10 protein-coding genes and 1 pseudogene are annotated in these 15,029 nt (G+C 59.7%); 2 read left to right on the plus strand and 9 right to left on the minus strand.

Features of this window, described 5'->3' with window-relative positions; translation table 11 throughout:
* Positions 1–148 precede the first annotated feature (148 nt).
* From MKZ87_RS12920 to MKZ87_RS12935, 4 genes are all read right to left on the minus strand, one after another.
* Positions 149–1,327, minus strand: a complete 1,179-nt coding sequence (locus MKZ87_RS12920) for a PepSY-associated TM helix domain-containing protein (RefSeq protein WP_085697913.1) — start codon at positions 1,325–1,327, stop codon at positions 149–151.
* A 75-nt stretch (positions 1,328–1,402) separates the two neighbouring features.
* Positions 1,403–3,904, minus strand: a complete 2,502-nt coding sequence (locus MKZ87_RS12925) for a TonB-dependent siderophore receptor (protein WP_266201047.1) — start codon at positions 3,902–3,904, stop codon at positions 1,403–1,405.
* A gap of 87 nt (positions 3,905–3,991) precedes the next feature.
* Complete coding sequence (locus tag MKZ87_RS12930) at positions 3,992–4,993, minus strand: FecR domain-containing protein (RefSeq protein WP_085702819.1); 1,002 nt, start codon at positions 4,991–4,993, stop codon at positions 3,992–3,994.
* Positions 4,993–5,493, minus strand: coding sequence for a sigma-70 family RNA polymerase sigma factor (locus MKZ87_RS12935; protein WP_085702818.1), 501 nt, complete (start codon positions 5,491–5,493; stop codon positions 4,993–4,995). Before MKZ87_RS12935 ends, MKZ87_RS12930 begins: the two co-directional genes overlap by 1 nt.
* 310 nt (positions 5,494–5,803) lie before the next feature.
* Here MKZ87_RS12935 and MKZ87_RS29020 point away from each other — a divergent pair.
* Positions 5,804–6,829, plus strand: a pseudogene (locus MKZ87_RS29020) (cache domain-containing protein); the annotation flags it as partial.
* A gap of 69 nt (positions 6,830–6,898) precedes the next feature.
* Positions 6,899–7,684, plus strand: a complete 786-nt coding sequence (locus MKZ87_RS29025; protein WP_371807395.1) for a methyl-accepting chemotaxis protein — start codon at positions 6,899–6,901, stop codon at positions 7,682–7,684.
* Positions 7,685–7,830: 146 nt separating this feature from the next.
* Here the strand turns inward: MKZ87_RS29025 and MKZ87_RS12945 are convergent, their stop codons facing one another.
* The 5 genes from MKZ87_RS12945 to MKZ87_RS12965 form a co-directional block, all read right to left on the minus strand.
* On the minus strand, positions 7,831–8,298 hold the full coding sequence (locus MKZ87_RS12945) for an SRPBCC family protein (protein ID WP_085702816.1): 468 nt from the start codon (positions 8,296–8,298) through the stop codon (positions 7,831–7,833).
* 23 nt (positions 8,299–8,321) lie between these two features.
* Positions 8,322–11,711, minus strand: coding sequence for a non-ribosomal peptide synthetase (locus tag MKZ87_RS12950; RefSeq protein WP_085702815.1), 3,390 nt, complete (start codon positions 11,709–11,711; stop codon positions 8,322–8,324).
* A gap of 13 nt (positions 11,712–11,724) precedes the next feature.
* Positions 11,725–12,654 (minus strand): diiron oxygenase, encoded by a 930-nt coding sequence (locus tag MKZ87_RS12955; RefSeq protein ID WP_266201051.1) that lies wholly within the window; start codon positions 12,652–12,654, stop codon positions 11,725–11,727.
* Positions 12,651–13,424 (minus strand): DUF3050 domain-containing protein, encoded by a 774-nt coding sequence (locus MKZ87_RS12960; RefSeq protein WP_266201052.1) that lies wholly within the window; start codon positions 13,422–13,424, stop codon positions 12,651–12,653. The genes MKZ87_RS12955 and MKZ87_RS12960 overlap by 4 nt, the downstream gene beginning before the upstream one ends.
* A 779-nt stretch (positions 13,425–14,203) precedes the next feature.
* Positions 14,204–14,914 carry a GntR family transcriptional regulator gene (locus MKZ87_RS12965; RefSeq protein ID WP_085697920.1) on the minus strand — a complete coding sequence of 237 codons (711 nt, stop codon included), beginning with the start codon at positions 14,912–14,914 and terminating at the stop codon, positions 14,204–14,206.
* Positions 14,915–15,029 lie beyond the last annotated feature (115 nt).

Here is a 15,029-nt window from a genome sequence, read left to right on the forward strand (position 1 = left end):
GAACTCAGAAGTGAAACGATGCATCGCCGATGGTAGTGTGGGGTTTCCCCATGTGAGAGTAGGTCATCGTCAAGATTGAATTCCGAAACCCCTGTCTGCGAATGCAGACAGGGGTTTTGTCGTTTCAGAGCCCATAAAAGTCTGATCTTCAAACCGCTCTGCGTGCCTTGCTGCTCCGACGAGCCTGCCATTTGCGCCACCAGATATAGACGCCAGTTCCCGACAACCCCGCAATCAGAACACCCAATACCGCGATCATCACTTGTCCGCTGAAGCCTATTATCCGTCCCCCATGTATCGGCAACTGCAATCGATAAAACCGCTCTCCCAACGTTCCTTCTCCTGCGATCTCTTGTCCCAATAATCGTCCGTCAGTACCGTGGAAGAACAACCAGGATTTACCGTGGGCCTCAGTGTCATGCTGTCCGAACCCCGCACCGTAGAAGTTGTACTCAAAGCTGTAATACAACTCGCCGATCGCGGCTGTCAGCCCCAATCTTTTTCCCTCCTCCTGCGCCCGTTCGTATGCCTGTTGATAACTCAATCGGGTGATCCCCAACTCTTCGGCAGGCATTCGCCCTCGAGTCTCATAGACGCTTGGTTCAATCGGAGAAAACAACGACACCACCGGTTTGAAGGCCTGGCTAGGCAGGTTCATCGCCACGCTGCTGACGGCTATCGGCAGCAATAACAACCATAGCCACAAGCCCCCCGCCCGATGCAGATCGAAGTTGAGTCGATAAGCATGGCCGCCCTTGATCTTCCAGGCGCTCGACCATTTCTTCCAGAACAGTTTACCTCTCGGTAATGTCAGCCAGAGGGCGACGAAGCAATCGATTACCCAAGCGATGGCCACCAACCCCATCAATAGCAAACCCCAGTTACCGGGCAGTGTCAGGTTGTAGTGAAACTCAAGAATGAACGGAACGAAGTTCTCGCGCTGGAAACAGCACTCGCCCCAATAACGCTGACCTTTCTGTTCGCCACTGACCGGGTCGAGGTAGAACACTTCATTGCGTTCTTTAAACGGTTTGCCCGTCGCCGGATCATTCCGTGGAACCGCCGCCAGCAATGCCGTGTGGCCTGTCTCATTCGGGTACTCCATGTACCAGACTTGCAACTTCGGATGTACCGATTGCACCGCATCAACCAGCTCACCTGGCGGTAGACGCTCCCCCTCGGCCGACGCTGCGTAAAACTCCGGATTCAACCACTCATCCAACTCATGGTTGAACGCCAGAAGGCTCCCCGTGATCCCGGCCAGCAGTAGAAAAACCGCCGTGGCCAACCCGATATACCGGTGCAATAAAACCAGAAACGAACGCATGAACATTCCCCCACAGATACGACGAAGCCAGCCCCTGAGATCAGGGGCTGGCTTCTTTATGCACAAGACAAAGGCTCAGAACTGATAACTGACCGTCGCGGCGACGTTGCGCTCTTCGCCCATGTAGCAGAAGTCCAGACTGGCGCAGGAGGCTACGTAGGATTCGTTGGTCAGATTGTTTGCATTCAGGCGAACGTCGACACCCTTCAGACCTACCTTGCCGAGGTCATAGCCAATCGATGCGTCGAACAATGTGTAGGACGGCACCCTCATCGTGTTCTCTGCATCCGCCCAGCTATAGCCGACATAACGCACACCACCACCCAGGCGCAGCCCATCGAGTGCAGCGCTGTCAAACTTGTAGTCGGCCCACAGCGATGCCATGTGCCGCGGCGCCTGGGTCGGCGAGTTGCCTTTGTTCTCGATCACATTGGTCGGTGTGCTCAAAGTGCTGATCATCGATTTCGAGTATTCAATGTCGGTAAATGTGTAACTGCCGAGGACTTTCAAGTTGTCGGTCAACTGCATGTGCGCTTCCAGTTCCAGACCTTGAGAGCGGACAGCGCCTACAGCGCGATAGAAGTTTTCCTGCGGAAGTTTGGTCGCCAGGTTCTCCTGATCGATGCGGAACAGCGAAGCGGTGAACAGGTTGTCGGTGCCCGGCGGCTGATACTTCAGGCCCATTTCCCACTGAGTTCCATCGGTCGGTGCGAGCGGATTACCGGCGCTGTCCGCGTAGGAATTCGGGTTGAACGATTCGGAATAGCTGACGTACGGCGCGAGGCCGTTATCGAACAGATACAGCGCGCCGGCACGGCCGGTGAGCTTGGTGCGTCGATCATTGATCTCGGTGCCGACCGGACGGCCCGCTTCGGCGATGCGGTTTTCGTCGGAGGTTTCCACCCAGTCCTGACGCAGTCCCAGCGAGAAGCGCCACTTGTCCATTTCGATCAGGTCTTGCAGGTAAACGCCGGTCTGCTCCAGGCGCCGCAGGTAGCTGGTATCGCCGTACGGCGTAATAGCGGAATTGCCGTACACCGGGTTGAACGCGTTGATCGGCGCCAGGCCGCCACTGGTCCAGTCGACCACGGTTTTGCGTCGCTGGTAATCCGCCCCCATCAGCACCGTGTGCTTGGTCGCACCGGTGAAAAATTCGGCCTGCAGCATGTTGTCGACGATGAACGCGTGCAGACGCTCGTTGCCGCCGGTGTAGTAGCGATTCAGTTCGTTGCTGGTCGGCGACGTCCAGCCATAGGCGTATACCTGATCCATGTTCACTTTGGAGTCGAGGTAGCGGAAATTCTGCCGCGCGGTGAAGACGTCGTTGAAGCGGTGTTCGAACTGGTAACCGAACGACTGCTGATCACGGGAGTAACCATCGATGCCTGGCTCGCCTTCGAAGAAATGCTGCGAGATGCGATGGCCGTTGCGCTGATGAATCGTGCCGTCAGCCGGCACACCGCCGTGGTAACCGCCATCCGGGTCATGTTGCAGATACGCTTGCAGCGTCAGCGACGTGTCTTCGCTGAAATCGATGCTGACGGTCGGCGCGAGGGCGAAGCGCTTTTCCTTGTTGTGGTCGAATTGCGTGTCGGACTGATCCGTCAATCCGGTCAGACGATAGGCGATACGCTTGTCGTCATCGACCGGTCCGCTGAAGTCAAAACCGACACCGCGCTGGCCCTGTGTGCCGATTGTGGCCTGTACCTGGTGATAGGCTTCGTACAGCGGCTTCTTGCTGGTCAGCGCGACCAGACCGCCTGGCGAGCTACGACCGTAGAGCACTGACGACGGGCCTTTCAGAATATCGACGCGCTCAAGGAAATACGGATCGACCTGCATCGTGCTGTAGGTGCCGCTGTCGCCCATCGACTTGAGGCCGTCGAGGTAAATGTTATCCACCGAACCGTCGTTGAAACCGCGCATTGCCACGTAGTCGTAACGGTGCGTGGCGCCGTAAGGGTTGGTCAGCACGCCGGGGGTGTAACGCATGGCCTGGGACACGGTTTGGGATCCCTGGTCATCCATTTGCTCGCGAGTGACGACGGACACGCTTTGCGAAGTTTCCAGCAGCGCAGTACTGGTTTTGGTGGCGATCTGGCTGTGCGTCGCGTTGTAGCCGTCCATGCTGCCCAACGCGTTGCCGAGGGCGAAGCCTTTGATGTCGGTGGTCGGCAGGGCCAGCGCTTCGGTTTCTGCGACGGAGCGCAGCACATAACTGCTGCCGTCCTGGCTGATCGCTTCCAGACCCGAACCACCGAGCAGATGACTCAGCGCCTGATCGGTCGAATACTCGCCCTGCACGCCGGGTGATTGTCGGCCCTGGGTCTGCTGAGGCGTCATCGACAAAGTGATGTTTGCCTGACGCGCGAACTGATTGAGGGCATCGCCCAATGGTCCGGCGGCGATGTTGTAGCGGTGGTTGCTGACCTCGCTGGTATTGGCCGCCATGCTCAGGCTCGGCAACACGCCAACACCCAGTGCGGTAGAAAACAGCGCCGCCCGGACGGCATGACGCAACAGGCCGGATTCGGAAGAGAAATTCAGAGGGTTCTTACAGGTAACGCGCGCAGTCATTATAGGTTTCCGTAGGCAGTCGCGAAGGCTGAGTTGAAGTGCTTACTGACTAAGCCGGACTTGCCACGAAAACCCGCCAAAATAATTTCAGGCCACAGACTCCAGTGTCACCCACCAGCGGGTGCGATAACGCAATTGCACCGGCAGGGTCTGCGGCAGGACCGCCAGCAGCTTGTCGGTGTCCGCAAGGCGGAATACGCCGGACAGGCGCAGATCCGCAATGTCCGACGCGCAGCTCAGAAACCCCTGACGATAACGGCCGACTTCGCTGACGAAGTCACCCAGCCGCATGTTGCGAGTCACGATCAACCCGTCGACCCAGGCACCAGCGTCCATGTCCGAGGGTGGCGCGGGGCGAATTTGATGGTGATCGATCAGATAGCTCTGACCGGCGATGACCTCTGCCGAATTGCCAACGGAGTGAATCGCAACCCGGCCACTGGTGACGCTCAGGCGCGTACAACCCTCTTCCTCGCGCAGAATGAATCGCGCCTTGAACGGCTCGTAAGTGCCATGACGGCTCTGCACCCGCAGCGGACGGTCAAACGGCGCACCTTCATCGGCACCGCCGCAGGTGACGACGATTTCGCCTCGGGTCAGTTTGATCAGCCGTTGTTGCGCGGTGTAGTCGAGATCCACGCTGCTGGCAGTGTTGAGTTCGATCCGCGTGCCGTCCGGCAACTGGTAGCCACGGCGCTCGCCGGTGGCGGTGGCGTAGTCGGCGCTCCACTGTTGCCAGACGGAAGTGTCTCTGGCCAGCCATCCCGCCGAGCCCACCAGCAAAGCGCCGGACAATAGCTTCAACGCCTGACGTCGTCCCAACCCCTGCGCACTGTTTTCCAGCGTGTTGAACGCCACCTGCGCACCGGGCACGGCTCGCAAATTGTGGTTCAGTTCAGCTTGCAGAGACTGCACCCGTTGCCAGGCCAGTTCATGATCATGGTGTTCGGCGCGCCATTGTTCGCACTGGCGATTCAGGCGCGGGTTGCCATGGTTGTTGCGCAGGCGCAGGAGCCAGTGAATGGCCTGTCGAACCACCTGCTGCGGTGGCTCGGCACGACGGCCAAGCGAGGGGTTATCCACCGGCATCAGCTTTCATACCGCAGTACATAGCAGTGAAACAGGGCATCGGCGACGTAGCGTTCTACGGAGCGCAGGGACAGGCCCATCCGCTCGGCAATCTGCCTGTGGGTCAAACCTTCGCACTGCGCCAGCAGAAATGCCTGACGCACTTTCGGCTTCAAGCCTTCAAGCATGCGTGCGATGCCTTCGAGCAATTCGATCACCAAGGCGCGGGCTTCGGCACTCGGTGTTTCGGCTTCAGGCAAGTGGGTGATGGTTTCCAGATAGGCGCGTTCAATTTCTTCACGGCGCCAATGATCGATCACCAGACCCCGGGCAACCGTACGCAAAAATGCGCGGGGTGCCTTGAGCTCCAGACGCTCGGTGCGTTGCAGCAGGCGAACGAAGGTGTCCTGAGCCAGATCCGCCGCATCGGCGGCATTGCCCAGCCGCGCGCGCAACCAGCCGTTGAGCCAGCCGTGATGACTACTGTAAAGCGCCTGTACTGCAAACTCAGGTGAGGACATGAACGCGACAGCCCGAACGTCACAAATGATAATTAGTCGCATTGTCATCAAGGGTTACAGAATTTGCAACCGGCGCTGCAAAACCGTCATCAAAAAATGACAGGCGAACGCTCTGGCACGCCGTTCGGCGGGAACTGGCAGAAATGCCGTCCATTTCCTACAAAACGCTAAGTTTTCTCCGAATCGTGCCGACAGACTGGTGAGACATGCGTGCACCAAAGTAGAGCAGCCATCAGAACGCTGCCTGCGCTGTACATGGAATGTTGCATACGGAACGCATCCCCACTTTTCGCATAAGAAGTCCCATGAAATGAATCTCAAGTTCAGCCATAAAATCCTGCTGGCCGCCTCCGGCGTCGTGGTCCTGGCGTTCGCGCTGTTTACTTTGTACAACGACTATCTGCAGCGAAATACCATTCGCCAAAACCTCCAGTCCTCGGTCCAGCAGGCCGGTGACCTGACCGCCAGCAGTGTGCAGAACTGGATGAGCGGGCGGATTCTGGTACTGGAAAACCTCGCGCAGAACGTCGCTCATCAAGGCAAGAATGCCGACTTCCCGGGGCTGGTCGATCAACCGGCCTTCACCTCGAACTTTCAGTTCACCTACGTCGGTCAGGCCAACGGTGTGTTCACCCAGCGCCCTGACGCGAAGATGCCGGACGGCTACGATCCGCGTCAGCGTCCTTGGTACAAGCAGGCCGTGGCCGCTGACCAGACCATGCTGACCCCGCCATACATGGCTGCGGTTGGAGGCCTGGTGGTGACCATCGCCATGCCCGTGAAAAAGAACGGCGAGCTGCTCGGCGTAGTGGGCGGTGACCTGAGCCTGGAAACCCTGGTGAAGATCATCAACTCGGTGGACTTCGGCGGCCTGGGCCACGCGTTCCTGGTCAGCGGTGACGGTCAGGTGATTGTCAGCCCGGACAAAGATCAGGTGATGAAGAACCTCAAGGACATCTACCCGAACGCCGGTGTGCGCATCGAGAAGGGCAATCAGAACGTGGTGCTCAACGGCCAGGAACGCATCCTGTCGTTCACCCCGGTGACCGGTCTGCCGAATGCCGAGTGGTACATCGGCCTGTCGATCGACCGCGACAAGGCCTACGCCGCACTCAGCCAGTTCCGTACCTCGGCGGTGATTGCGATGTTCGTCGCCGTGGGCGCGATTGCGGTGTTCCTGAGCCTGTTGATCACCGTCCTGATGCGTCCGCTGATCACCATGGGCCGCGCGATGCAGGACATCGCCCAGGGTGAAGGTGACCTGACCCGCCGTCTGGTGGTGGAAAGCAAGGACGAGTTCGGTGAGCTGGGCAGTTCGTTCAATCAGTTCGTGGAGCGGATTCACGCCTCCATTTCCGAAGTGTCTTCCGCGACCCGTCACGTACACGACCTGTCGCAACGGGTGATGGCATCGTCGAACGCCTCGATCATCGGTTCGGACGAGCAAAGCGCGCGCACCAACAGCGTCGCTGCTGCGATCAATCAGCTGGGTGCCGCCACCCAGGAAATCGCCCGCAACGCCGCCGATGCTTCGCAACACGCCAGCGGCGCGAGCGAACAGGCTGAGGATGGTCGTCAGGTGGTCGAGCAGACGATTCAGGCCATGACCGAGCTGTCGCAGAAGATTAGTCTGTCGTGCACCCAGATCGAAACCCTGAACGCGAGCACCGACAACATCGGCCACATTCTCGATGTGATCAAAGGCATCTCCCAACAGACCAACCTGCTGGCGCTCAATGCGGCTATCGAAGCGGCCCGTGCCGGTGAAGCCGGACGCGGGTTTGCGGTGGTGGCGGACGAAGTGCGTAACCTCGCTCACCGCACCCAGGAATCGGCGGAAGAAATCCACAAGATGATCACCTCGCTGCAGGTCGGCTCCCGTGAAGCGGTGAGCACCATGAACGCCAGTCAGGCGTCCAGCGAAGAGAGCGTTGAAGTGGCGAACCAGGCCGGTCTGCGGCTGGTCAGCGTGACCCAGCGCATCGGTGAAATCGACGGCATGAACCAGTCGGTGGCAGCGGCTACCGAAGAGCAGACCGCCGTGGTGGAAACCCTCAACGTCGACGTCAACCAGATCAACCTGCTGAACCAGCAGAGCGTGGCCAACCTCAATGAAACGTTGAAGGATTGCGATGCGTTGTCGCAGCAGGCCAATCGTTTGAAACAGCTGGTCGACAGCTTCAAGATCTGACATCACGTCAGACCGCGTTATCGTTCATCGCGGGCAAGCCCGCTCCCACAGGATTTCTGGCGCACGCAACATTTGTGACCGACCTGGAACCCGTGGGAGCTGGCTTGCCAGCGATAGCGGTGGCTCAATCACCGCAGAGCTGAAGCCTAAATAAACAGCTTCAGCACATTCCCCATCGCATCATCGGCAAACCCCTGCACGAAATCCTTGAACCCCGGCAGTGCCTCGGGGCCGCCGCTGGCCGGCTCGGCGATGATCGTCCAGGTCGCCCGCGACTTGCCCGCGCCCAGCGACTCCACATTCATCGCCGCCCACAGATTGGCCACGCCCAGCGTGTTGTAGATCGTGGTCCAGGTCATGCTCAACGCCTGGTCGTCCCGGGAGTTGAGTTGCTCGACCACCACGTTGCCATCCTTGAAGAACTTTTTGCGCAACGAAGACACGCCATCGCCGGTCATTTCGATGTGTGACAGGGCCGGAATGAAACGGTCGAAACCGTCGAACCTGCCCACCACCGCCCACACCTGTCTGGCGTCCACCGGCACTTCGACCGATGACACGACGTGGCAGCCGTGAGGGTTTTTGATCAGGGTGTCGGGTTGAAGATTGCTCATGGTGTTGCTCCTTGGTTGATGAGTCAGATGAAGTTGATTTCTTTCAGGTAGTCGCAGCCGCGACGCAGCAGCGCCGGGGATTTTTCCGGGTAATGCGCGCCCATCTGCTGCACGCCGGCCTGGGCGTTGGCGTGGCCGATCAGAGAGATGTCGCCGATGTCTTCCTCGAAGCCGTTGAGGTAGAAACCGAGTACGCCGAACAGCGCGTTGTCGGCATCGACCCGCTCCAGTTGCTGCTGCCAGTCGGCGACGCTGACCAGCGAAAACTCGCTGCCGGTTTCGCGGAACGACGCGACATAGGCATCCCAGCTCAGAGGCTCCGGGTTGTGCAGGTTGAACACCGCCCGTTCGGCCGAATAACGGCTGGCGTGGAAGGCGATGAAACGGGCGAGAAAATCCACTGGCATCAGGTCGAAATTCAGCGCGAAGGCGGGTACCTGACCGAGCTGGATCGAGCCCTTGAGCATCAGCATCAAACGGTTCTTGTGCGGCTGGCAGACACCGCTGAGGCTGTTGAAACTGATGTTGCCGGGCCGATACAGATTGACCCGAACCCCACGCTCTCGCGCCCGTTCCAGGATGCGTTCGCCGACCCATTTCGACAGGTTGTAGCCGTTGCGGATGTAGATCGGCGGCGTCGGTGCGGCGGGCAATTCCAGCACCCGGCCTGCGTCGTCGACGGTGCTGGAGGCGGACAGTGTCGAGACGAAATTGAACACCTTCTTGCTGCGCCCTTCGCACAGCCGCAGCAGTTCGAAAATCGGCTCGACGTTGTCCGCCGCCAACGACTCGTAATCGAGCACGTGATTGACGTTGGCCGCGTTGTGCACCAGCGCGCCGAACTCGCGATCCAGTCGCTCAAAATCCCCATCGGCCAGGCCCAGTTGCGGCCGGGTGATGTCCGCCGAATAGACCCGCACCCGACTCAGGTCCAGATGCTCCAGCCGGTTCTCTCGCAGCGCTTGGGCAAAGCGCTGCGCCGCCGTTTGCCCGCCGCCATCGCGCACCAGACACGCCACTTCGCTGGCGCCCCATCCCAGTAGCGCCTCGACGATGTGCACACCGACAAAACTGTTGGCGCCGGTGACAATCACCTTGTGAACATCGCCCATGCGACTGATCGGCAACGGCTCGATGTCCAGGGCTCGCTCGGCGTCGGCCATCGCCTGGGCGCTGAGCACTGCGCTGTCATCGGTGCCGCGCACCAGCGTGGCGAGCTTGGTAATGGTCGGCAATTCGATGAAGCGGTTGATCGAAATACTGCGACCGAACTCCTCCCGCAGACGCAGGAGCATGCGCGACAGCAGAATCGAGTGACCGCCGAGATTGAAGAAGCTTTCGTCGGTGGAAATGTCGCTGGTCGGCAGCTCCAGCAACTCGCCCCAGATTTCCAGCAGCAATGCTTCGTCGGCATTGGCCGGCAGGCATTTCGGGCCGCTGTCCTGCACGCTGACCGGCAGTTCCAGCAAGGCCTTGCGATCGACTTTGCCGTTGGCGGCGAACGGCATGTTCGGCAGTTCCGTCCACGCCACCGGCTGCATGTAGTCGGGCAAAAACTGCTGCGCATGTGCTTTCAACGCGTCGCGCGCGGCATCCGATTGCGGCTGGGCGAGGAATGCCAGAATCCGCCGCTGACTGTCGATCACCACCGCGATTTGCCGATACAACTGACTCTCGCGCAGGCAGCGCTCGATCTCCTCCGGCTCGACCCGGAAGCCGCGGATCTTCACCTGATTGTCGCGGCGCCCGCACAGCTCTATGCCGTCTTCGCCCCACTTGGCCATATCGCCGCTGCGGTAGGCACGCAGGCGCTGGCCGTCCGGCAATTCCAGGTCCAGATAGCGCTCCGCCGTCTGCTGCGGATTGTTCAGGTAACCCAGGCACACGCCGGGGCCGACGATGAACAGTTCGCCCATCGTTTGCTCCGGTACCGGATGCAAATCGTCGTCGAGAATCAGCACCTGACTGTTGGCAATCGGCCCGCCGAGGGTGCGATTGCTGTCACCCGGTTGCAGTTGCCGCGCAGTGATCAGCACCGTGGCTTCGGTGGGGCCGTAGAGGTTGTGCAGTTTGCCCTGGCGCGTCAGTTGCTCGATCACGAACGGCTCGCAGACATCGCCGCCGGTCATGATCTGGCCGACGCTTTGCAGTTGCTCCAGCGGCAGGATGCTCAACAGCGCCGGCGGCAGGAACGCGTGGGTCAGTTGCCGACGGCGGATCAGTGCCACCAGTTGCAGCGGATCGCGGCGCTGGTTGTCGTCGGGCACCACCAGTTCCGCGCCTTCGAGCATGGTCGGGAAAATGTCGATCAGCGACGAGTCAAAACTCAGCGACGAGAACTGCAACACCCGGCTCTCTGCGTGCAACTGCACATAGTCGGCGTACCACGCGGTGAAGTGCGCGAGGTTCGCCTGACTCAGCAGCACACCCTTCGGATGCCCGGTGGTGCCCGAGGTGTAGAGCGCCATGCATGGTGCATCGAGCTGGGGTCGACGACGCATCAGCGGTAGCGACAGATCGACGTCAGTGCGTTCGATGCAACAGACATCCAGCCCCGGCATCGAACCGCTCAGTGGATGTTCGCCGTCGTGCAGCAACAACACCGCCCCGGCATTTTCCAGAATGTACTGCTGGCGCTGAAGTGGATGGCTCGGCTCCAGCGGCAGATACACCGCGCCGCTGCCGAGAATCGCCAGAATCGAGGCAAACAGCGCATCGCATTTCGGCAGGCAAATCCCCACCACCCACGGCTGCGGCTGTATCTCCAGGATTGCCAGCAACCGTTGCTGGATCGCCCGGCTGTGATCATGCAACTGGCGATAGCTGACCGACTGCTCGGCAAGGTGCAGCGCCGGGCGCTCCGCGTGCTCGATCAGGCTTTGTTGCAGCCGCTCGATCACCGGGATCTGCGCCTGTTGCAGCAAGGTCGGATGGTCCGTGGCATTGAAGCGATGGACGTAGGCCAGGCTATCGAGAAACAGCAGGTTTTCCACCTGCTCGAAGTCCGGTGCACGGGCCGTCATCGCATGCTGAAAATACTCGGCATCGCGCGAAAAACGACTGACCTGCAGTGCCACTTCGTCCACCACCAACGCCAGTGTTCGCTGGCGCAGGGCCTGGCCGTTGCCGGACGCTTCGTCGGCGATCGGCACGCGGCTCAGCAGTGTCGAGTGACACAGGCACAGCAGATCAAGCACCGGCAAACCGCTGGCGCCCGTTGCACCGATACCCAGACATAAAGTCAGGAGCGGTGTCACGCCGTAATCCTGCGGCGCAAGACTGCCGTCATCGATCACCAGGTCCATCGACGGAGCGGTTTCTGTCAGCAATGAATGACCGTGTTGTTCGAGCTCATGCGCCAGGTCGGTCAAGGCCTGGCTGCGGCCCCTCAGCAAAATGTCGAGACGTCTCATGTCAGCCTCCTTGTCAAACCAGGTAGTCGCGCAGGGCGTGCTGCACGCACGGTGTGTCGAGCAGCGAGCTGTTGTGGAAGAACCGCACGATGTTGCCCACCAGCGGGTGGTGACGATTGATCGGGAAGGCCAACCCGGCCATCTCGCCTTTCAGTGCGCGACGGGTTGCCTCGCTGACTGGCAGGGCGTCGATCAGGCGCAGGTCGAAGGACTTCTGGATGTCGTTGGTCAGGTAATGGCCGATGAACACCGGCAGGATCTGCGCGATGCATTGACGATCCGCATCGCTCGCGGTGTGCCAGTAGATGCGCACCATCCGCGCCCAGAAACTCGAGTGTCGACCCTCGTCGAGCAAGTGATCGGCCATCAGACCCTTGATCGATGGCTTGACCGTGTCGTCCCGGGCGAACGCTGCGACATCGCCGGTCACGGTGTTCTCGGCGATGGCTACGCAAATCAGTTCCACGGCGCTGCGCAGGTGTTCCGGAGCCAGTTCGACGGCGGCGGGAATTGCCCGGCTCAGTTCGATTTCATTCGGTAGCTCGATCGGCTCGATGCCGGTCATGGCCACGGTCTGCTGCATGAAATCCATCGCCACCAGCGCGTGGTAATCCTCGTCCACCACCACGGTCATGGCGTCGTAGCGACAGGCGAACGGGAAGGGCACGGCGAAGCGGTTCTTGGCGATGCTGCGGGCGGTCTTGTCGACGATCTCGGTTTCGAAAATCACCACGTCGTTGATGAATTTGTACAGCGTCTGCACCAGAGCGAAATCACGCTGTTCGGGGCATTCGCGCAGGAAGGTTTCGCTGAGCACCAACGGCTGGCGGCTGAGCGGATAGATCAGCCGCGCGTCATCCTCCAGCACGCGGCGCGGCCGGGTGCGAATGGTCGCGCGGCTTTCCCAGGCATCGGCGAAAGACTGGTAGTCGGCGGCGTTCATTGGGCCACCTCCACCAGCGGTTCGCGCATGCTCAGGCGCAGGCCGTCCCACAGGGCGATGCGGCTTTCCACGGCGGCGATGGCGCTGGCGTAGACCTCGACTTCGCGCTGCGGATCGCCGTCCACCAGTCGATCCAGCAGTTGTTCGGCGGCCGGGCCGTGGTCTTCTGAGTCGACCTCGATGTGCCGTTCGAGGTAGTAACGGAAGGTCGGCGCCTGTTCGACGCCGATGCCCCAGGCATCGAGCATGCGCTGGAACATGGTCGGGATCACGCTCTCGCGACCGTGCAGGAAGGCAGCGGCAACGCTGTGACCGGGTGCATGCAGCGCGGTGTGCAAAGTGTCACAGACGAACCGCGCCGCCGCCGGATCTACTTCGACGCTTTGCAAGGCGACGTCGTAACTGACGCCCTCCTGTTGCAGCGTCACGAAGCGCTCCACCGCTGTCGTGTCCGCACCGACTTCGCGCATGGCATCGAGGTACAGTTCGAAGTGACTGTAATGCCCGTGTGACAGCCGATCGTCAGATTCTTCCCCGAGCACGATTTCGTTGATCAGTCTTGCTGCGTGCGGATCGCGCGGCGGCAACCACGGCAGGCGAGTGCAAGTCAGTTCCTGCTGCAGACGCTTGGTCAGCGACATGAAGTCCCAGACGGCAAATACATGGGATTCCATGAACCGGCGTAATGTCTCCAAAGAATCTATTTCGGTGAAGATCGGATGAACGCTGAGTTCGGCTTTCTTTAGTGTAAGTTGCTCTTTTGTTGGCATGGTTGCGAGACTCTGGCTAATAGGGAATAGGGAATAGGGAATAGGGAATAGGGAATAGGGATTGCTCAATCAATTGCTAATGGCGTTGAACAAGTTTCTCCAGGCGAACGACAGCCTCATTCGGTTTCGATGAAAGCAGGCAATGTCTGAAGGGCCCAAGACAGCAGCGGACGGTCAAACCGTCGCAACCGAGGCCGTAGTGCAAGGTTGTGCCGGGTTTTCATTTCGGATCCAAACTCGACGAAGAAAAACTAATACATCGCAAAACAACTTAACAAGTTTATTTTCAATTATTTTTAGTTGGCTGTTTTTGAAGTATGAGTGGGTCTGATAAAACTTATAAGTTAAGTTTTATTTGGGCGTAGTTACTCCTTTCGGCGTTTAATGGCCAAAATTGAACGACAAGAGTGAATGCCTCACTCGAAGCAACTTTCCAATTGAGTAATTGAATGAATATGAGGGGATGAAGTCGGACTGTAACGGCGCCGTTCTTCCTGATCCCGTGACAAGGCTCCTTCCGTAGGTTCCTGGTGCGGGGACTGCTGCCGGGGCGGCGCGTCCCCGTTCTATATTGGGTTGGCGATTCAAGGGTGCGCGTAAATCGGCGCCGCGGCTATCGTCGAAAATGACTTCCTTTGCGGTGCAAATTCCGGGCTGTTCAAAGCAGGAGGGAGGTTAGAGCGCAGGCGCCGAAGTGCCACAGCAATTGAGCGTGACCGGCGTGGGGATTTGTAAGCGGGTTATACGCCGGGTAAGCGAGGGCTCACCCGGGCGGATTTTCAGCGTGCCGCCTGGCGATCATTAGAGGCGGTGCTCGCCAGGTATCGAGTGATCACCTCGACACCGCGATTGAGGTGCTGCTCCAGCAGTGTGACGGCACGCGGGGTGTCACGATCTATCACGGCCTGCAACAACGCACGGTGATCGTCCTGGGAGAGTTTGCCCAGGCCCATGGCCTCGAGGTTGAAACGCAGGAAGCGTTCCTCTTCATTCAAGCCGTCTTCCACCAGCCGCAACAGCCGGCCATTGGGCGCCTTGCTGTAGAGCGCCATGTGAAACAGACGGTTGAGCCGACCGATTTCGGTGTAGTCGTGTTCGACTTCCAACTCTTCGATGTAGCCGGCCGCGCGTTCGTGATCGGCCGGGGTCAACAAGGGGATCGACTGACGCAGCGCTTCAGACTCCAGCAGGATGCGCAGCTCGTAGGTTTGCGTTGCATCGCCCTGGATCAATGGCGCCACCACGGCGCCCTTGTGGGCAATCACGCTGAGCAGGCCCTGGGCCTCGAGTTGACGCAAGGCTTCGCGTACCGGCATGCGGCTGACGCCGAACAGGTCGGCCAGATCCTGCTGGCGCACGGCGGTTCCGCAGGGCAGGCGACCGTCGAGAATGGCGGCGCGCAGGGTTTCTTCGATGACCGAGCGCGCCAGATGCGCGGGAATCGGGCCGTCGACTTTGATGCTGTGGAGTGGCTTGGGCTTCTGGGTCACAACTGCACACCCTATGACTGCGATATTTGGATCCAAAGGACACTAGTGATTGCTCTACAGGTTGTCAAACCGCGTAGAGGAACCCTGATACACCTGAAGTTTAGCGCGCCAGCGA

This window comes from Pseudomonas sp. MCal1 (genome assembly GCF_026341415.1).
Classification (GTDB): Bacteria; Pseudomonadota; Gammaproteobacteria; order Pseudomonadales; family Pseudomonadaceae; genus Aquipseudomonas.